General features: G+C 63.1%; 19 protein-coding genes. 1 reads left to right on the plus strand and 18 read right to left on the minus strand.

Annotated features, from left to right (window positions below):
* Positions 1-159: 159 nt before the first annotated feature.
* The 17 genes from paaZ to paaA form a co-directional block, all read right to left on the minus strand.
* Positions 160-2,211, minus strand: a complete 2,052-nt coding sequence (gene paaZ / locus IGS61_RS07240; RefSeq protein ID WP_230538972.1) for a phenylacetic acid degradation bifunctional protein PaaZ — start codon at positions 2,209-2,211, stop codon at positions 160-162.
* Positions 2,212-2,234: 23 nt separating this feature from the next.
* Positions 2,235-2,849 (minus strand): phenylacetic acid degradation protein PaaY, encoded by a 615-nt coding sequence (gene paaY, locus IGS61_RS07245; protein WP_046684302.1) that lies wholly within the window; start codon positions 2,847-2,849, stop codon positions 2,235-2,237.
* 91 nt (positions 2,850-2,940) lie between these two features.
* The gene (locus IGS61_RS07250) at positions 2,941-3,672 is read right to left on the minus strand and encodes an ABC transporter ATP-binding protein (RefSeq protein WP_092796538.1); all 732 of its coding nucleotides are present in this window, start codon (positions 3,670-3,672) and stop codon (positions 2,941-2,943) included.
* Complete coding sequence (locus tag IGS61_RS07255; protein ID WP_230538973.1) at positions 3,672-4,427, minus strand: ABC transporter ATP-binding protein; 756 nt, start codon at positions 4,425-4,427, stop codon at positions 3,672-3,674. The genes IGS61_RS07250 and IGS61_RS07255 overlap by 1 nt, the downstream gene beginning before the upstream one ends.
* Before the next feature lies 1 nt (position 4,428).
* On the minus strand, positions 4,429-5,412 hold the full coding sequence (locus IGS61_RS07260; RefSeq protein ID WP_230538974.1) for a branched-chain amino acid ABC transporter permease: 984 nt from the start codon (positions 5,410-5,412) through the stop codon (positions 4,429-4,431).
* On the minus strand, positions 5,409-6,287 hold the full coding sequence (locus IGS61_RS07265; RefSeq protein ID WP_230538975.1) for a branched-chain amino acid ABC transporter permease: 879 nt from the start codon (positions 6,285-6,287) through the stop codon (positions 5,409-5,411). The genes IGS61_RS07260 and IGS61_RS07265 overlap by 4 nt, the downstream gene beginning before the upstream one ends.
* A gap of 72 nt (positions 6,288-6,359) precedes the next feature.
* The gene (locus tag IGS61_RS07270) at positions 6,360-7,511 is read right to left on the minus strand and encodes an ABC transporter substrate-binding protein (protein ID WP_230538976.1); all 1,152 of its coding nucleotides are present in this window, start codon (positions 7,509-7,511) and stop codon (positions 6,360-6,362) included.
* An 84-nt stretch (positions 7,512-7,595) separates the two neighbouring features.
* On the minus strand, positions 7,596-8,801 hold the full coding sequence (gene pcaF, locus IGS61_RS07275) for a 3-oxoadipyl-CoA thiolase (protein ID WP_230538977.1): 1,206 nt from the start codon (positions 8,799-8,801) through the stop codon (positions 7,596-7,598).
* Between the two features lie 22 nt (positions 8,802-8,823).
* Entirely contained in the window at positions 8,824-10,152 is a 1,329-nt protein-coding gene (paaK, locus tag IGS61_RS07280) for a phenylacetate--CoA ligase PaaK (RefSeq protein ID WP_230539263.1), read from the minus strand.
* Positions 10,153-10,199: 47 nt separating this feature from the next.
* Positions 10,200-10,652 carry a hydroxyphenylacetyl-CoA thioesterase PaaI gene (gene paaI / locus IGS61_RS07285; RefSeq protein ID WP_230538978.1) on the minus strand — a complete coding sequence of 151 codons (453 nt, stop codon included), beginning with the start codon at positions 10,650-10,652 and terminating at the stop codon, positions 10,200-10,202.
* The gene (paaH, locus tag IGS61_RS07290) at positions 10,645-12,210 is read right to left on the minus strand and encodes a 3-hydroxyacyl-CoA dehydrogenase PaaH (RefSeq protein WP_230538979.1); all 1,566 of its coding nucleotides are present in this window, start codon (positions 12,208-12,210) and stop codon (positions 10,645-10,647) included. Before paaH ends, paaI begins: the two co-directional genes overlap by 8 nt.
* 1 nt (position 12,211) lies before the next feature.
* Positions 12,212-13,003 (minus strand): 2-(1,2-epoxy-1,2-dihydrophenyl)acetyl-CoA isomerase PaaG, encoded by a 792-nt coding sequence (gene paaG, locus IGS61_RS07295; RefSeq protein ID WP_230538980.1) that lies wholly within the window; start codon positions 13,001-13,003, stop codon positions 12,212-12,214.
* Between the two features lie 51 nt (positions 13,004-13,054).
* The gene (gene paaE, locus IGS61_RS07300) at positions 13,055-14,134 is read right to left on the minus strand and encodes a 1,2-phenylacetyl-CoA epoxidase subunit PaaE (protein ID WP_230538981.1); all 1,080 of its coding nucleotides are present in this window, start codon (positions 14,132-14,134) and stop codon (positions 13,055-13,057) included.
* Positions 14,135-14,174: 40 nt separating this feature from the next.
* Positions 14,175-14,708, minus strand: coding sequence for a 1,2-phenylacetyl-CoA epoxidase subunit PaaD (gene paaD, locus IGS61_RS07305; RefSeq protein ID WP_230538982.1), 534 nt, complete (start codon positions 14,706-14,708; stop codon positions 14,175-14,177).
* A complete protein-coding gene (paaC, locus tag IGS61_RS07310; RefSeq protein WP_230539264.1) occupies positions 14,708-15,460 on the minus strand; it encodes a 1,2-phenylacetyl-CoA epoxidase subunit PaaC in 753 nt (250 codons plus the stop codon). Before paaC ends, paaD begins: the two co-directional genes overlap by 1 nt.
* 14 nt (positions 15,461-15,474) lie before the next feature.
* Entirely contained in the window at positions 15,475-15,759 is a 285-nt protein-coding gene (paaB, locus tag IGS61_RS07315) for a 1,2-phenylacetyl-CoA epoxidase subunit PaaB (protein WP_070224239.1), read from the minus strand.
* A gap of 25 nt (positions 15,760-15,784) precedes the next feature.
* A complete protein-coding gene (paaA, locus tag IGS61_RS07320; RefSeq protein WP_230538983.1) occupies positions 15,785-16,774 on the minus strand; it encodes a 1,2-phenylacetyl-CoA epoxidase subunit PaaA in 990 nt (329 codons plus the stop codon).
* A gap of 267 nt (positions 16,775-17,041) precedes the next feature.
* On the opposite strand from paaA, the gene paaX reads away from it, so the two are divergent.
* Positions 17,042-17,971 (plus strand): phenylacetic acid degradation operon negative regulatory protein PaaX, encoded by a 930-nt coding sequence (gene paaX, locus IGS61_RS07325; RefSeq protein WP_230538984.1) that lies wholly within the window; start codon positions 17,042-17,044, stop codon positions 17,969-17,971.
* Positions 17,972-18,206: 235 nt separating this feature from the next.
* Here the strand turns inward: paaX and IGS61_RS07330 are convergent, their stop codons facing one another.
* Complete coding sequence (locus IGS61_RS07330; protein ID WP_230538985.1) at positions 18,207-18,461, minus strand: hypothetical protein; 255 nt, start codon at positions 18,459-18,461, stop codon at positions 18,207-18,209.
* Positions 18,462-18,592: the final 131 nt, after the last annotated feature.

Genomic DNA, 18,592 nt, shown 5'->3' on the forward strand with positions numbered 1-18,592 from the left:
GAGGGGTTTATCTAAATAGCACGCCGTGCAAAACCACACTTAGCCTATATTTTTCATACACTTATGGATAATTCAAGACGAAAAGAATCCGGATAAAAAAAGCGCCACCCGCGCGATGATCGCGGGCGGCGCCGATGCAGGCAGTCTTGCGTCTGAAGCTTATTCGCGCTTGGACACCAGGGTCAGGATGTCGTAGCTGGCCACCAATTCCTCGTTCTGATTGGTCACCTGCACGTCCCAAGCGACCACGCCCTGTCCCACGCCAAATACGTCCTTGCGGTTGCGGTCGACCTTGCGCTTGCACGTCAGGCGCGCGCGGATGGTGTCGCCGATGGCGACGGGAGCGACGAAGCGCAGGTTGTCCAGACCGTAGTTGGCCAGCACGGGACCGACGCCGGGCGAGACGAACAGGCCGGCGGCGGCCGACAGCACGAAGTAGCCGTGGGCGATGCGCTTGCCGAACTGCGATTCCTTCGCGGCGATTTCATCGAAGTGCATGTAGAAGAAATCGCCTGAGATGCCGCCGAAGGCGACGATGTCCGCTTCGCTGATGGTGCGGCGGTGCGTGAGCAGCGAGTCGCCCGTCTTCAAGTCCTCGAAGTGCTTGCGGAACGGGTGGATCGGGCTTTCGTTGACGTCCGCGCCGCGCACGTATTCACCCGTGATGGCCGCCAGCATGGTCGGCGAGCCTTGCACGGCCGCCCGTTGCAGGTAGTGGCGCACGGCGCGCACGCCGCCCAGTTCCTCGCCGCCGCCCGCGCGGCCAGGGCCGCCGTGCTTCAGTTGCGGCAGCGGTGAGCCATGGCCCGTCGAGTCGACGGAGGCCACGCGCTCAAGTACGTGCACGCGGCCATGCGTGGCCGCCACTTGCGGCACCACGCGTGCGGCGATCTTCGGATCGCGCGTCACCAGGGTGCTCACCAGGCTGCCCTTGCCGCGCGCGGCCAGGGCCAGCGCTTCATCGATATCCTTGTAACCCATCATGGTGCTGACGGGGCCGAACGCTTCCACGTCATGCACGGCGTCGTTGCCGAAGGCGTCGCGGCACAGCAGCAAAGTCGGCGAGAAGAAGCTGCCGTCAAGGGCGCCATCGCCCAAAGGACTAAAACCGTCGGCCACGCCGAACACCACTTCATTACCCTGCGACAGGGTGGCGACACGCTCGGCCACGTCATTCTGCTGTTCCTTCGACGCCAGCGCGCCCATGCGCACGCCTTCGATGGACGGATCGCCCACCACCACTTTGGCCAGGCGCTCGCGCAAGCGCGTGCCGACGGCATCCATCAAGTGTTGCGGCACGATGATGCGGCGGATGGCCGTGCACTTCTGGCCCGACTTGCCCGTCATCTCGCGCACGACTTCCTTGACGAACAGGTCGAATTCCACATCGTCCGGCGTGACGTCCGGCGCCAGGATGGCGCAGTTGAGCGAATCGGCTTCGCCGTTGAACGGCACAGACTGGGCGATCAGGTTCGGATTGGTGCGCAGCTTGGCGGCCGTGGCCGCCGATCCCGTGAAGGTGACGAAATCCTGGCCATTCAAGCGATCCAGCAAGTCGCCCGTGGAGCCGATCACCAGTTGCAGGCTGCCGGCCGGCAGCAAGCCCGATTCGTGCATCATGCGCACGACGGCCTGCGTCAGATAGCTCGTCGCCGTGGCCGGCTTGGCAATGCAGGGCATGGCCGCCAGGAAGCTTGGCGCGAATTTTTCCAGCAAGCCCCAGATGGGGAAGTTAAAGGCGTTGATGTGCACGGCCAGGCCGCCGCGCGGCACCAGGATATGCGTGCCGGCGAAACCGCCCTTCTTGCCCAGCGCAATGGCCGGGCCTTCGTGCAGCACGTTCGACGACGGCAGCTCGTTGCTGCCCATGCTGGCGTAGGCGAACAGGGTGCCCGTGCCGCCTTCGATGTCGACCCAGCTGTCGGCGCGCGTGGCACCCGACAGATGCGAAATCGCATACAGTTCTTCCTTGCGCTCGACCAGGTACAGGGCCAACGCCTTCAGGCGCGCGGCGCGCTGCTGGAAATCCAGCGCCATCAGGCCCGGCACGCCCGTCCTGCGCGCATACGTGACGGCTTCGTCGAAGTCGATCTTTTCCGCATGCGTGTGATAGATCACGCGGTTGTTCAAGGCGCTGTGCAGGGGCACGGCGGCGCTTTCGCCCAGCCAGCGGCCGGCGATCAGGCTTTGCAGGGTGGATATGTGAGCCATGTGGTTTACTCCTATGTAGGTTTTTACTGCGCCGCAGCGTTCTTGTGCAAATGCAGCGGCAAGGCCGATTCGAAATTGAGACGCTGGCGGTTAGCCTCGACTTGCGTCAGGGCTTCCACTTCGCGCATCGTTTGCATCGAGCGCACGGCCAGTTCGTGGTACTGGCCCGTGCCCGAGCTTTTCCATTTGATTTCATCGTCGGTCAGCGCGCGGATGATCTTGGCGGGCGTGCCGACCACCATGCTGCGCGGCGCGACGATCATGCCCGCCTTGACGAAACTCATGGCGGCGACGATGGATTCCTCGCCGATGACGGCGTTATCCATCACCACGGCGTTCATGCCGACGAGCGCGTTGCGGCCGATGCGGCAGCCGTGCAGCACGGCGCCATGGCCGATATGGCCGTCGACTTCGACCACCGTGTCGCAGCCGGGGAAACCGTGCATGACGCAGGTATCCTGCAGGTTCGCGCCCTCTTCCAGGATCAATCGGCCGAAATCGCCGCGGATCGAGGCCAGCGGGCCGATATAGCAGCGCGGGCCGACGATCACGTCGCCGATCAGCACGGCCGACGGGTGCACATAGGCGCTGGGGTGGACGACGGGGGTGACGCCGTTGATTTCGTAGACTTTGACCATGTTGCTCTCCAAAACATTATTGCCAGCCGTAGCGGCTGATGTCGGATTACGCGCAAGCGGCTCGGCGCCCCCGCTAATCCGACCTACGTCTTCACATACCCAGGTACGCGCTCTGTACCTGCTCGTTGTGCAGCAACTCGGGACCGGGACCGGACAAGGTGATGGCGCCCGTCTCGATCACATAGCCCACATCGGCGATCGACAGGGCCGCGTGCGCGTTCTGCTCGACGAGGAAGATGGTGATGCCCTGGTCGCGCAGCTCGGCCACGATGCGGAAGATTTCCGCGATCAGGAGCGGCGCCAGGCCCATGCTCGGTTCATCGAGCAGCAGCAGTTGCGGGCGGCCCATCAGCGCGCGCGCCATGGCCAGCATCTGCTGCTGCCCACCGGACAGCGTGCCGGCCAGCAGCAGGCGCTTTTCCTTCAGGATCGGGAATAGGCCGTACATGCGCTCCATGTCGCCGGCCACGTCCTGCGCCGGACGCGTAAAGGCACCCAGGCGCAGATTGTCTTCCACCGTCATGGGGCCGAACACTTGCCGCCCTTCCGGCACCTGGCAGATGCCGCTGCGCACGCGCTTGTCGGCGCTCATGCGGCTGACATCCTGGCCGGCGAAGGCGATGCTGCCGGCGCTGATCGGCTGCACGCCGGAAATCGCCCGCAGCAGGGTCGTCTTGCCGGCGCCATTCGCGCCCACCAGCGCCACCAGTTGGCCCTGGCGCACTTGCAGGTCGATGCCGTGCAGGGCCTGGATGCGGCCGTAATGGCTGGTCAGGCCGGCGATATCGAGCACCAGCGGTGTCTGAGGTTTTTCCATCTTCATCATGCCGCCACTCCCAGGTATGCCGCCACCACGTCGGGATTGGCGCGCACTTCGGCGGCGGTCCCTTCGGCCAGCTTCTTGCCATAGTCGAGCACCAGGATATGGTCCGACAAATTCATCACCAGTTTCATGTCATGCTCGACCAGCACCACCGTCACGCCCGATTGCGCCACCTTGCGGATCAGGACTTCGATCTCGCCCGTTTCCGTGTGGTTCAAGCCCGCCGCCGGTTCGTCGAGCAGCAGCACCTTCGGCTTGGCCGCCAGCGCGCGGGCGATTTCCAGGCGCTTTAACGCGCCATACGACATCTGCCCCGCCTCGTCATCGATATGCCGGCCCACGCCGACAAACTCCATCAGGCCCGCCGCTTCGTCGCGGCAAGCCGCATCGGCGCGGCGCACGGACGGCAAACGCAGCATGGAGGCGAACAGGTTCTGGTTCAGGCGCAGGTGCGCGCCCACCATCACATTGTCGATGGCCGTCATGTTCATGCACACCTGCAGGTTCTGGAAGGTGCGGCTCATGCCGCGCCGCGCCAGCGCATCGGGCGGCATGGCGGCCACGTTCTCGCCATTGAGCAGGATCTCGCCCTTGGTCGGCGTGTAGACACCGGTGATCAGGTTGAACAGGGTCGTCTTGCCGGCGCCGTTCGGCCCGATCACGGAGTGGATATTGCCTTCCTTGACGGTGAAGCTCACGTCCTGCACCGCGTGCACGCCGCCGAAGCTCTTGCTCAGATTATTAATCGTCAGCATCTCACACCTCCTGCTCAGCTTTGACGGGCGCCTTCGGCGTGGCGGCCCGCTTGCGCGAACGGCTGGCCAGGCTCGGCACCAACCCCTTGGGCATGAAGATCATGGTGGCCATCAGGATCACGCCGAACACCACCGTTTCCCAGCCTTCAAAACTGGACAGCAGTTGCGGCAGGATCGTCAGCAGCGCCGCGCCGATGATGGAGCCGAAGATCGACGCCATGCCGCCCACCACCACCATCGTCACCAGTTCGATCGAATGGAAAAAGCCGGCCAGGTTGGGCGTGATGAAACCGATGTAATGGGCGCTGATGCTGCCCGCGATGCTGGCGATGACGGCCGACAGCACGAACACACGCACCTTGAAGCGCGTCGTATCGACGCCGACCACACGCGCCGCCACTTCCGAACCGTGGATGGCCTGCAGCGCGCGGCCGACAGGCGAATCGATCAGGTTCAGCGCCAGCCACGTGACCAGCAACAGCAGCACGGCGCACACCAGGTACCACGATTTTTCACCGGCGATTTCCAGGCCGGCGACACTGAAGGCGGCGACGCCGATGCCGTCCGGGCCGCCCGTCCATTGCGTCTCGTTGTTGATGACGATGGAAATGATGATGCCCAGGCCCAGGGTCGCCATGGCCAGCGTATGGCCCTTGAGTTTCAGCACGGGACGGGCCAGCAGCAATGCCAGCAAGCCCGTGGCGACGGCGCCGGCGGCCAGGGCAGCGAGCGGCGGCCAGTTGTAGTGCGTGGTCAGCACGGCTGACGCATATGCACCCAGGCCGTAGAAACCGGCGTGGCCGAGGCTGATCTGGCCCGTATAGCCCATCAAGAGGTTCAGGCCGATGACGACGATGGCGTTCAGCGCGATGCGGATCGCCACGTCATAGTAGAACGCATTGCTGAGGAACAGCGGCAGGATGGCCAGCACCAGCGCCAGTACCAGCAAGCCGCCATGGCGCGAGCGAGTGAGTAAATTCTTCATACACGCTCCGAATTTTTAGCGCCAAACAAGCCTTGCGGCAGGAAGAACAGGATCAATAAAATCAGCACGAACGGTACCGCATCCTTGTAGGCCGACGAGATGTAGCCGGCCGTCATGGCTTCGGCGATGCCGAGGATCAGGCCGCCGGCAATCGCGCCCGCGCCGCCGCCCAAGCCACCCAATACGGCGGCGACAAAGCCTTTCAGGCCCAGCATGATGCCCGCGTCATAGGACGTGTACGTGATCGGTGCGACGAGGATGCCGCCCGCCGCGCCCAGCAGAGCCGACAGGCCGAACGAGAACAGCAGCACCTTGCGCGTGTTGATGCCCACCAGTTGCGCGGCCAGCTTGTTGTGCGAGGTGGCCAGCATGGCCTTGCCCATCAGCGTGCGGCCGAAGAACCAGCCCAGCACCAGCACGATGACGACCGTCACGCCCAGCACCCACAGGCTTTGCGGCAGCAGGCTGGCGCCCAAAAATTCAATCGGTGCGTCGCCGGAAAAGGCCGGCAGCGAGTGCGTATCCTTGCCCAGCCAGATTTGCACCAGGCCGCGCAGCACGAGGGAAGCGCCGATGGTGATGATCAAGAGGGTGATGACCTGCGCATTTTGCGCCGGTTCGATCACGGTTTTTTCCATCAGCAGGCCAACGATGCCGGTGGCGACGACGGCCAGGATGATGGCCAGCGGCAGCGGCACGCCGGCGGCCGACATCACGGCGGCCAGCATCCCGCCCAGCATGATGAATTCGCCCTGGGCGAAATTGATCACGCCGCTGGTGTTGTAGATGATGGTAAAGCCCAGCGCCGCCAGCGCGTAGGCGGAACCGACCGTCATCCCGGAATACAGAAATTGTAGAAATTGAGCGACTTCCATGGTGTCTCCATTATGTTCGGCTATGCGCGGGCCGTCTTCGAGGGCGGCCTCGCGCAGGTACTCTGGCTTACATCACTTCGACAATTGCCATTCGCCGTTCTTCACTTGCACCATGCGGAAAGCCGACAGATCCAGGCCCATGTGGTCTTTGGCCGACATGTTGAAGACACCAGTGGTGCCGACAAAACCCTTGGTCTGCTCCAGCGCCGTGCGCACTTTTTCGCGGTCCGTGCCGCCGGCGCGCTTGATGGCGTCCACCGACAGGTTCAGGGCATCGAGCGCATAGCCGCCAAAGGTTGATGGATCGATCTTGTAGCGCTCTTTATACGTCTTGTCGTAGCCGACGACGATGGCCTTCTGCGCGTCGCTATCGGGCAGCATGGCACCGATCAAGAGGGCCGGCGTCGGCAGGCGCACGCCTTCGGCGGCCTTGCCCGACAGCTTCAGGTATTCGTCCGACGCCACGCCATGCGACTGGTACAGCGGCAGCGCGGCCATGCCCAGCTGGCCGTAGTTCTTGGTCACCACGGCCGGGCCCTGGCCCAGGCCGAAGACGAAGACGGCCTGCACGCCAGCCGTATTCTTGATGCGCGTGAGCTGCGCCGTGATATCCGTGTCTTTCGGACCGTAGGTTTCATCGGCCACCAGCGTGATGCCGTATTTCGAGGCGACGATCTGCGATTCCTTGCGGCCCGAGGCGCCGAAGCCGCTCGTTTCCGACAGCAGGCCCACCTTGCTGATGCCGCGCTTCTTCATGTCCTCGAACACCTTCTCGGCCGCCATGCGGTCCGTATGCGGCGTCTTGAAGACCCACTTCTTGACCGGATCGATGATTACCACGGCGCCCGCCAGCGAAATGAACGGCACGCTGGCGCGCTCCACCAGCGGCGCCATCGCCATCGTCGCGCCCGTGGTGGTGCCGCCGATCAGCACGTCGACCTTGTCCGACTCGATCAGGCGCTTGGTAAAACCGTTGGCCTTGGCCGCATCGCTGCCGTCGTCGTAGTGCACCAGTTCCAGCTTGCGTCCCAGGACGCCGCCGGCCGCATTGATTTTCTCGATGTACAGCTGCAGGGTTTTCAGTTCCGGGTCGCCCAGGAAGGCGGCCGGACCCGTGACGGACAGCACGGAACCGATCTTGATGTTGTCGGCCGCGTACGCACCCGCGGCAGTCATGGCCAGCACGCCGGCGATCAGGGTTTTCTTGAAGATATTGGCAATCATTGTGGTCTCCACCAGGTTGGCACTACGGTCAATTAATATTGGCGCTTTTTTACAAGCCTGCGCCTTTTTTGTTTTTCTACTTTTTTATACGCGTTCAATCACCACGGCAATACCCTGCCCCACGCCGATGCACATGGTGCACAGCGCATAGCGCCCGCCCGTGCGCTCCAGCTGGTTCAATGCCGCCATCACCAGGCGCGCGCCCGATGCGCCCAGCGGATGGCCGATGGCAATCGCCCCGCCATTCGGGTTCACGTGGGCCGCATTGTCGGCCAGGCCCAGGTCGCGCGTGACGGCCAGCGCCTGCGCCGCAAACGCTTCATTGAGTTCGATGACGTCCATCTGCCCGATGGTGAGTCCCGTCTGCGCCAGCACCTTGCGCGACGCCGGCGAGGGACCAAAGCCCATGATGCGCGGTGCCAGGCCGGCTGTGGCCATGCCCAGCACCTTTGCGCGGGGCGTCAATTTGTATTTATCGACGGCGGCGGCGGACGCGAGCAAAATCGCGCAGGCGCCGTCGTTCAAGCCCGAGGCATTGCCGGCCGTGACCGTGCCGTCCGCTTTCACCACGCCTTTCAATTTCGCCAGCATTTCCAGCGAGGTGTCCGGACGCGGATGTTCATCCATCGTCACCATCTTCGGCTCGCCCTTTTTTTGCGGCACGGCGACGGGCACGATTTCGCGATCGAACACGCCAGCCGCGTTGGCGGCGGCCCAGCGCTGCTGGCTGCGCAAGGCCAGCGCGTCCTGGTCGGCGCGGCTGATGCCAAATTCCACGGCCACGTTTTCCGCCGTTTCCGGCATGGTGTCGATGCCGTACTGCGTTTTCATCTTGCCATTGACGAAGCGCCAGCCCAGGGTGGTGTCTTCGATTTTCGCCGCGCGCGAGAACGCGCTGTCGGCCTTGCCCATCACGAAAGGCGCACGCGTCATGCTTTCCACGCCGCCGGCGATGATCAGCTCCGCCTCGCCCGCCTTGATGGAGCGGGCCGCCATGCCGACGGCGTCCAGGCTGGAGCCGCACAGGCGGTTGATGGTATTGCCCGGCACCGCCGCAGGCAAGCCGGCCAGCAGCGCGGCCATGCGGCCCACGTTGCGGTTGTCCTCGCCCGCCTGATTGGCGCAACCGTAGAACACGTCGTCGATGGCGGACCAGTCGACGGACGGGTTACGGGCGATCAACGCGGCAATCGGCAGCGCACCCAGATCGTCGGCGCGCACGCTGGATAGTGCACCGCCGTAGCGGCCGAAAGGTGTGCGCACGGCGTCACAGATAAAGGCTTCGTTCATGTTTGCTTCCTTGTTCGGGCTATCAGGAGAAAATCTTCGGGCGCTGGTCGACCACGCGGCGGGCCTTGCCCGTCAGGGTGCGTTCGATGCCGGCAGCGGCCACCAGGCGCACGCGCGTGCTCACGCCCACGTGCGTCTTGATGCGGTGTTCCAGCTCGCGCGCCAGGGCATCCGTTTCGCTGGACGAGATGGTGGCGGTCAGGTCGATGCGCAGCTCGGCGATGACTTCGAGCTTGTCGAGGTGGCCGTCGCGCGTGACCACCAGCTGGTATTGCGGCGCCAGCTTCGGCATTTTGAGGATCAGCTCTTCGATCTGGGTGGGGAAGACGTTTACGCCGCGGATGATCAGCATGTCGTCCGAGCGGCCCGTGATCTTGCCGATGCGGCGCATGGAGCGCGAGGTGGGCGGCAGCAAGCGGGTCAGGTCGCGCGTGCGGTAGCGGATGACAGGCAGCGCTTCCTTCGACAGCGAGGTGAAGACCAGTTCGCCCTCCTCGCCATCCGGCAGCACTTCGCCCGTTTCGGGATCGATGATCTCGGGATAAAAATGGTCTTCCCAGATGACGGGACCATCCTTGCTTTCGATGCATTCGGACGCCACGCCAGGCCCCATCACTTCGGACAGGCCATAGATGTCGACGGCGTCGATGCCGGCGCGCGCCTCGATTTCCGAACGCATGGCGTCCGTCCACGGTTCCGCGCCGAAGATGCCCACCTTCAGCGACGATTCGGCCGGGTCCAGGCCCTGGCGCGTGAACTCCTCGATGATGTTGAGCATGTAGGACGGCGTGACCATGATGATCGATGGCTTGAAATCCTGGATCAACTGCACTTGCTTTTCCGTCTGCCCGCCGGACATCGGGATAACCGTGCAGCCCAGGCGCTCGGCGCCGTAGTGCGCGCCCAGGCCGCCCGTGAACAGGCCGTAGCCGTAGGAGATATGCACCATGTCGCCCGCGCGGCCGCCGCCGGCGCGGATCGAGCGCGCCACCACGTTGGCCCAGGTATCGATGTCGTTCTGCGTGTAGCCGACCACCGTGGCCTTGCCCGTGGTGCCGCTGGACGCGTGGATGCGCACCACTTGCTCGCGCGGCACGGCGAACAGGCCAAACGGGTAATTGTCGCGCAAGACTTTTTTATCGGTGAACGGGAATTTCGACAGGTCGGCCAGGGACTTCAGGTCGTCCGGATGCACACCCGCTTCGTCAAAAGCGGCGCGGTAATGGGGCACGTTGTCATACGCGTGCTTGAGCGTCCATTTCATGCGTTCGAGCTGCAGCGCCTGCAGTTCATCCTTGCTGGCGCGCTCGATCGGCTCGAGGTCATTCGGGGCGGGAATTCGTTGGACCATCATTGTCTCCTGTTTAATTCTTTAACTGTTCAATCGGTACTGGCAGTTCAAGCCTGCTCTTGTATGACTTCGCCCGCCACGCGGATCGACTTGCCGCGGAAGAGCGCGATGGCGCGGCCTTCCTGATTGCTGACCTTGACGTCGTAGACGCCGCTTTTTCCCGCCAGCGCCTGTTCGACGGCGTGCGCCGTCAGCACGTCGCCTTCGCGGCCTGGCGCCAGGTAGTCGATGGTGCAGCCGGCGCCCACGGTGTTCAGGTTGTAGCTGTTGCAGGCGAAGGCGAAGGCGCTGTCGGCCAGGGCGAAGATAAAGCCGCCGTGGCAGGTCTGGTGGCCATTGAGCATGTCTGCGCGCACCGTCATCGTCATGCGCGCATGGCCGGGGCCCACGTCGGCCAGGGCGATGCCCATGGCGGCAGTGGCGTTATCGCGCGACAGCATGGAGGCGGCGGCTGCTTCGGCCAAGGCCTGGGCAGCGTGGATAGGGTGTTCCTTATGCATGAAACTGGGCTCCATTGGCGAGTTTGCGACGCAGCAGCGGCGAGACCCGGTAGCGGTCCTCGCCATAGCCTTGCGCTAGGTGGTGCAGCACGGTCACGATCTGTTGAACGCCGACCGCATCGGCCCAGGCCAGCGGTCCACGCGGGTAATTGACGCCCTTCTGCATGGCGATATCGACGGCATCCGCCGTGCACACGCCCTGGTTGACGGCGTCGGCCGCCTCGTTGGCCAGCATGGCGACCGTGCGCATGACGGCCAGGCCAGGCACGTCGTCCAGCCGCGTGACGATGAAACCGGCCGCCTGGAACAGGCCGACGACGGCCGCGTAGGCGGCGTCGCTGCACTGGTCGGCGCGGACCACGGCGATGCGCTTGGCACCGGCGTAATCGAGCGCCAGGTCGAACAGCACCGTGTCCGGATGCTGGTTGTCGTGCGCGCGCTGGGTGGCGCTGCGGCCATCGGTCAGATAAATCGCGGCGCCATGGCAATGCAGGGCCGGCGCTTCGTCGTGTGTCTGGCCTTCCTGCGTCACCCGGCGGCTGACCGTGATGCCAGCCTGCTCCAGCCGCTGCACCAGGCTGCGAATGATGCCGCTATGACCACGGCCATCACCGCCGATGGCGGCCGACAGAGCGACGAATTCCGGCTTCGGCTGCGGGGCTTCCGCCTGCGCGACAGGGGCAGCCGCGCCTTCACCATACTGATAAAAACCACGGCCCGACTTGCGGCCCAGGAAACCGGCGTTGACCATTTCCTGCTGCAGCACGGACGGCGTGAAGCGCGGGTCGTTGAAATAGGCGCCGAACACGGATTGCGTGACGGAGAAATTGACGTCATGGCCAATCAGATCCATCAGCTCGAATGGCCCCATGCGGAAACCGCCCGCTTCACGCAGCACGGCATCGATGGTGGCGGCGTCGCCTGCCTGTTCATTGAGCAAACGCCAGCCTTCCGCATAAAACGGACGGGCGACACGGTTGACGATGAAGCCGGGCGTCGATTTCGCATGCACGGGATTTTTTCCCCAGGCGATAGACGTGTCGTAGACGGTGGCGGCAACCTGCTCGCTGGTGGCCAGGCCACTGATCACTTCGACCAGCGCCATCAGGGGCACGGGATTAAAGAAGTGCATGCCGACCAGGCGTTCCGGGCGGCGCAGCTTGGTGGCGATGGCCGTGACGGAGATCGACGAGGTATTCGTCGCCAGGATGCAGTCGTCGCTGACCAGCGCTTCCAGTTCCGCGAACAGGCCGCGCTTGACGTCGAGATTTTCCACGATGGCTTCCACCACCAAGGATGCATCGCTCACATCGGCCAGGCTGCCGGCCGCCTGCAGGCGCGCCGTGGCGGCTGCCGCATCGTCAGCCGTCATGCGGCCCTTTTCGGCCAGCTTCGCATACATCTTGCCAATATCGAGCAAGGCCTTGCTGACGGCTTCTGCGCGCGTGTCGTACAGTTTGACGCGGTAACCGGCGGCGGCGGCCACCTGCGCGATGCCGGCGCCCATGGCGCCGCTGCCGATGACGGCGACGATACTGTTGTTTGCCAATGCGGTCATATCAATGTCCCTTGAATTGCGGTGTGCGTTTTTCCATGAAGGCGGCCACGCCTTCGCGGTAATCGTCGCTGTTACCGAGATCGCTCATCATGCGCGCTTCCAGCGCAAGCTGCTGCGGCAGGGTATTGGCGCCGCTGGCGGCCAGCGCCTGCTTGGTATACGCCAGGCCCTTGGTCGGCGCCGTGGAAAAGTGCACGGCCAGCTTGCGCGTCTCTTCCGCCAGCTGCGCGTCGTCCACGCATTTCCAGATCAGGCCCCAGTCTTCCGCTTTTTCCGCCGTCAGTTTTTCACCGAGCATGGCCAGGCCCATGGCGCGCGCCGAACCGATCAGGCGAGGCAGGAAGAAGGTGCCGCCCGTGTCCGGGATCAGACCCAGCTTGCAGAACACTTCCACGAAACTGGCCGACTTGCCGGCGATGACGATGTCGCAGGCCAGCGCCAGGTTGGCGCCCGCGCCCGCGGCCACGCCGTTGACGGCGCAAATCACGGGCATAGGCAAGGCTTTCAAGGCCAGCACCAGCGGCGCATAGTTTTTTTCCACCGACTCGCCCAGGTCCACGCCCTTCGAGCCCGGTTCCACGGCGCGGTCGGACAAATCCTGGCCCGCGCAAAAGCCGCGGCCCGCGCCCGTCAGCACGAAGACGCGCACGGTGCTGTCGGCGTTCACTTGCGCAATCGCGTCGCGCACTTCCTCGTGCATGGCTTGCGTAAAGCTATTGAGCTTGTCGGGACGGTTCAGGGTCAGAGTGGCGATACCCTGCTCGATGGTGAAGAGGATGTTTTGGTAGGTCATGGCGTCTCGCTTTTGTAATGGATACGGCAGGGCGTCAGCCCTGCGCCGGCTTTATTCAGCCTGGTCGAAGTCCACCACGACCTTGTCGGTCAATGGAAAACTCTGGCAACTGAGGACGAAGCCGCGCGCCACTTCGTAGTCTTCCAGCGCGTAGTTGACGTCCATCTCGACCTTGCCGTCGAGGATCTTGCAGCGGCAGGTCGAGCACACGCCGCCCTTGCACGAGTAGCGCATGTCCAGCCCATGGCGCAGGCCCGCGTCGAGGATGGATTCCTTGTCCTTGTCCATCGTGAAGGTGGTGTGGTTGCCATCCATGATGACGGTCACTTCCGTTTCCTGCACCGCATCCGCAGCCAGCTGGGCGCGTGGCTTGTGGGCGTTTTTCGGGATGCTGGCGGCGAACAGTTCGACCTTGATGTTCTGCTTGGGCATGCCGGCTGCCTGCAGGGCGGCGGAGACACCGAGCATCATGTCTTCCGGGCCGCAGATGAAGGCGTTGTCGTAGTCTTCGACCTTGATCCAGTGCTGCAGGAATTGCTCGCATTTTTCCTGCGTGATGCGGCCGTTGAACAATTCGATGTCCTGCTGCTCGCGGCTCATCACGTACACCAGGTTCAAGCGCTCCAGGTACACATCCTTCAAATCCGTCAATTCTTCCTTGAAGATGACGGACGACGAGGCGCGGTTGCCGTAGAACAGGGTGAAACGGCTCAGGGGTTCCGTCAGCAGAGTCGTCTTGATGATGGAGAGGATGGGCGTGATGCCGCTGCCGGCCGCAAACGCCAGGTAGTGCTTGCGGTTGACGCAATCGAGCGGCACGTTGAAGTGGCCCATGGGCGGCATCACCTCGATAGTCGCGCCGGCTTTCAGGGTATCGTTCGCCCAGGTGGAAAAGGCGCCGCCCGGCGTGCGCTTGATGGCCACGCGCAGGGTGCCGTCCTGCACCGCCGAACAGATGGAATACGAACGGCGCACGTCTTCCGCATTGATATTGGCGCGCAGGGTCAGGTGCTGGCCCTGCTGGAAGCGGAACTGCTGCTGCAGTTCCGCTGGCACGTCGAACGTGACGGCGATGGTGTCGCGCGTTTCATTGCGCACGTTGGCCACGGACAGCGGATAAAATTTACTCATGCTTCATCTCCAGTTTCTTCGGAACGTGTGCCTGATTTTTTTAGTGGCACTTGAAGTAGTCAAACGGTTCGCGGCAAGCCAGGCATTTGTACAGTGCCTTGCACGGCGTGGAGCCGAACTGGCTGGTCAGCTGCGTATGCGTCGAGCCGCAGTTCGGGCAGATCACGTCCAGCTTGGGCATGGCCTGGCGCTTGACTCCACCACGCAAACCGCTGATGTCGATCACCTGCTGCTGCGGCGGGGCGATGCCATAGCCTTTCAGCTTGGCCTTGCCCGCTTCGCTCATCCAGTCCGTGGTCCAGGCGGGCGCCAGCTGGTTCACCAGCGTCACCCTGGCCACGCCATGGCTGCGCAAGGCATCGGTGACGGCATCGGCGATCACCTGCATGGCCGGGCAGCCCGAATACGTGGGCGTGATCGTCACGATGCAGGCATCGACGTCCGTGACGTCGACGGCGCGCACGATACCCAGGTCCACCACCGAGATTACGGGGATTTCCGGGTCGGGCACCTCGCCCAGCCAGGCCCAGACCTGTGCCGCGTCCAGCGCCGCGGCGCCACCGGCCGTGTTCATTACCACTCTGCCCCGGGATAGGCGCGCTGCAGGAACTGCATCTCGGCCAGAATAAAACCCAGGTGCTCCGTGTGCGTGCCCTGCTTGCCGCCCTTTTGCATCCAGGCGTCGGGCGCCGGCATGACCAGCGTCGCTTCGGCGAAGATCTCGGCCACGTGTTCGAGGAAGGCCCGGCGCAGCACGTCCGATGGCGGCGCGATGCCGGCGGCAACCATGGCCTGGTCAACGGCGTCGTACTTGAACATCTCGCCCGTGTACATCCACAGCTTGTCGGCGGCCGCCTGCGTCTTGGCGTGGCTATCCGCCGTGCCGTCGCCGAGACGCACGATCAGGTCGCCGCTGCGGCGCAAGTGATAGGTCACTTCCTTGATCGATTTTTGCGCCACGTCGACGATGCGGGCATCCGCCGATTTTGTCAGTTCCAGCAGCTGGAAGTAGTGCCAACTGTCGAAGAAGAACTGGCGCATCATGGTGTCGGCGTAATTGCCGTTCGGCTGTTCGACCAGCAGGCAGTTCTTGAAGTCGTGGGCGTCGCGCAAAAAGGCGATGTCGTCCTCGTCGCGGCCGGCGTTTTCCAGTTCGGCCGCATAGCTGAACCACAAGCGCGTCTGGCCCAGCAAGTCCAACGACACGTTGGTCAGCGCCATGTCTTCTTCCAGTGCCGGGCCCTTGCCGCACAGCTGCGACAGCTGCTGGCTGAGGATCAGGGCATTGTCGCCCAGACGCAGGAGGTAGTTGACCTTGTCATCCATTGCAGGCGCTCCCATCACAGATTCTTGACTTCTTCCGGCATCGGGAAGAAGGTGGGATGGCGGTACACCTTGCTGTTCGACGGTTCGAACAGGGCGCCCTTGTCGCCGGGGCTGCTGGCGACGATATCGGCCGCGCGCACCACCCAGATGCTCACGCCTTCATTGCGGCGCGTGTAAACGTCGCGCGCATGGTTGACCGCCATGGCGGCGTCGGAAGCGTGCAGGCTGCCCACATGCTTGTGCGCCAGGCCGTGCTGGCTGCGGATGAACACTTCCCACAATGGCCATTCTTTGCTCATGTTGCTATCCCCTTTTATAGATATTTCAGGCTGCCGCTTTGCTAGCGGCTTGCTTGTCTGCATACGCGACCAAGGCATCGCGGAACCATGCACCGTCTTCATACGCTTTCACGCGCGTTTGCAAACGTTCGCTGTTGCACGGGCCATTGCCCTTCAGGACATTGTTGAACTCGGACCAGTCGATCTCGCCGAATTCATAGTGGCCCGTTTCCGCATTGAACTTCAGGTCGGGATCGGGCACGGTCAGGCCCAGGTATTCGATTTGCGGCACGGTCTGGTCGACCATGCGCTGGCGCAATTCATCGTTCGAAAACAGCTTGATGCGCCATTGCGCCGATTGGGCGCTGTTGACGGAGGCGGCGTCGGACGGGCCGAACATCATCAACGATGGCCACCACCAGCGGTTCAAGGCATCCTGCGCCATGGCTTTCTGCTCGGGAGTGCCCTTGCACAGCGACATCATGATGTCGTAGCCCTGGCGCGCATGGAACGATTCTTCCTTGCAGACGCGGATCATGGCGCGCGCATACGGACCGTAGGAGCAGCGGCACAGGGGAATCTGGTTGATGATGGCGGAGCCGTCGACCAGCCAGCCGATGGCGCCCATGTCGGCCCACGACAGGGTGGGATAGTTGAAGATGCTGGAATACTTGGCTTTGCCCGAGTGCAAGGCGGCCAGCAAGTCGTCGCGCGAAACGCCCAGGGTTTCCGCAGCGCTGTACAGGTACAGGCCGTGGCCCGCTTCGTCCTGGATCTTCGCCAGCAGGATCGACTTGCGTTTCAGGGTCGGCGCGCGCGTGACCCAGTTACCTTCAGGCAATTGGCCGACGATTTCCGAGTGCGCGTGCTGCGAAATCTGGCGGATCAGGGTCTTGCGGTAGGCGTCCGGCATCCAGTCCTTGGCCTCGATCTTGATGCCTTCGTCGATGCGCGCCTGGAAAGCGCGCTCTTCCTGGCCCATGTCGTCGATGGAGCGGACGTTCTTGAGGCCGGTTTCAACCATTTGTGCGTACATGATCTGTCTCCCATGTCTTTGATTTTGCGCAGTAACGCGGTGCGATGAACAGATAATACGATACAAAAAACGATTTGCATACACTTGATGTGAGTCATTTTAAAAAATCGTATCTTGTGCAGCTTTTTTGTGCGTATGATATTGCTTATCAGAAAACACTACGGAGCGCCCCCTGCGCTTCCGGCAAATTATTGCCGCGCTACCCGCGCAGCCAAGTAAACTGCTGCTTTTATTGAACCGACCGCAACACGGCCAGACCGGAACCACATGAAGAACACCCGCTGCACGGCATGGATAGCCGATTTCCTGGAAAGCGACCCACCGCGCTCGAAGTCCCTGGTGATGACGATTTTCGGCGACGCCATCGTGCCGCGCGGCGGCGCCATCTGGCTGGGCAGCCTGATCGAACTGCTGGCGCCGTTCGGCGTGAATGACCGTTTATTACGCACCAGCGTGTTCCGCCTGGCGCAGGAAGGCTGGCTCAGCTCGCAACGCGACGGCCGCCGCAGCGCCTATACGATACGCCCGGAGGCGCTGGCCCGCTTCGAACGCGCCTACCGCCGCATCTATGCGCCGCTGGTGGTGCACTGGGATGGCAGCTGGACCCTGGTGATCGGCCCGGCCGGCAGCATCGGCGCGGCCGAACGGGGGGCGCTGCGCAAGGAATTGTTATGGGCCGGCTATGGCTTGATCTCCCCGGGCATCTTCGGCCACCCGGCCAGCAATACGGAAGCGCTGGAAGATATCCTCGTGCGCAACGAGGTACAGGGCAAGCTGTATGTCTGCCACACCACCGAATTGCCTGGCGTGAGCACGCGCCCCCTGCGCGACATGGTGGGCGAATGCTGGGACTTGTCGGAAGTGATGGCCGGCTACGAAAAATTCATCGCCAGCTTCCTGCCCCTGCTGACCCTGCTACAGGAAGCGCCCGTCTTCGATGCGGAGCAAGCCTTCGTCATCCGCTCGCTGCTGACGCACGCCTACCGTCGCGTGCAATTACACGACCCGCAACTGCCCGTCGAACTGCTGCCCGAACCGTGGCCCGGCACGCAAGCCTATGCGCTGGCGCGCGACCTGTACCGCATCACCCATGCGGCCGCCGAGGAACATATCCTGGCCACCCTGCGGCGCGAGGATGAGCATGTGCCCGACGTGGAGCCGTGGTTTTTTGAACGTTTTGGCGGACTGAACACCTGATAAAACGTCCATGGCGGCGTTGCAGGGCCTGGGCGTACGTTCGTACTGCCTGCGGCCCTGCGCCTTGCCCTGGCCATTTTTCAGGCGTTCAGGAATAAGAACACCTATCAAAACCTACTGCGCGTCGGTATTTGCGGCCTGCGATGCTCACTGTACCTTCGTACAGTTGCGCTTCTCAACCACAACTCCCTTCCGCTCGCTACGGTTTTACTAGGTGTTGTAAGTCACCGCCTGCTCACTGTTTTGCCACCACCTGCTTGGCCCCTGCCAGCAAATCCTGCCCTAGCTTTTCCAACGCATTGGCCTGCACCAGCATGGTGTCAAGGATGGCGGCGTTGAAGGTGAACTCGGCAGGCGTGGTATAGCCGGGGAAACGTATGATGCGCAGCAATTCCTGCAAGGTCGTGCCCTTGCCCAGGTGCGCCAGGGCGTCGCTGAGGGCGCTGATTTTCTTTTCCAGTTCGCGTATGTGGTTGCTATGGTCGTCCATGATGATCTCCCCATGTCGGAGCTTCCACGTTAGCAAAGCACGTCCGTCGTCGTTTGCGCCAGCACAAAGGCGTGGCTAAAACGGGTATCATCGCGCCATTGCACACGATGCAAAACCCATATGTTTTTATC

It is taken from the genome of Janthinobacterium sp. FW305-129, from assembly GCF_020858115.1.
Taxonomy (GTDB): Bacteria; Pseudomonadota; Gammaproteobacteria; order Burkholderiales; family Burkholderiaceae_D; genus Janthinobacterium.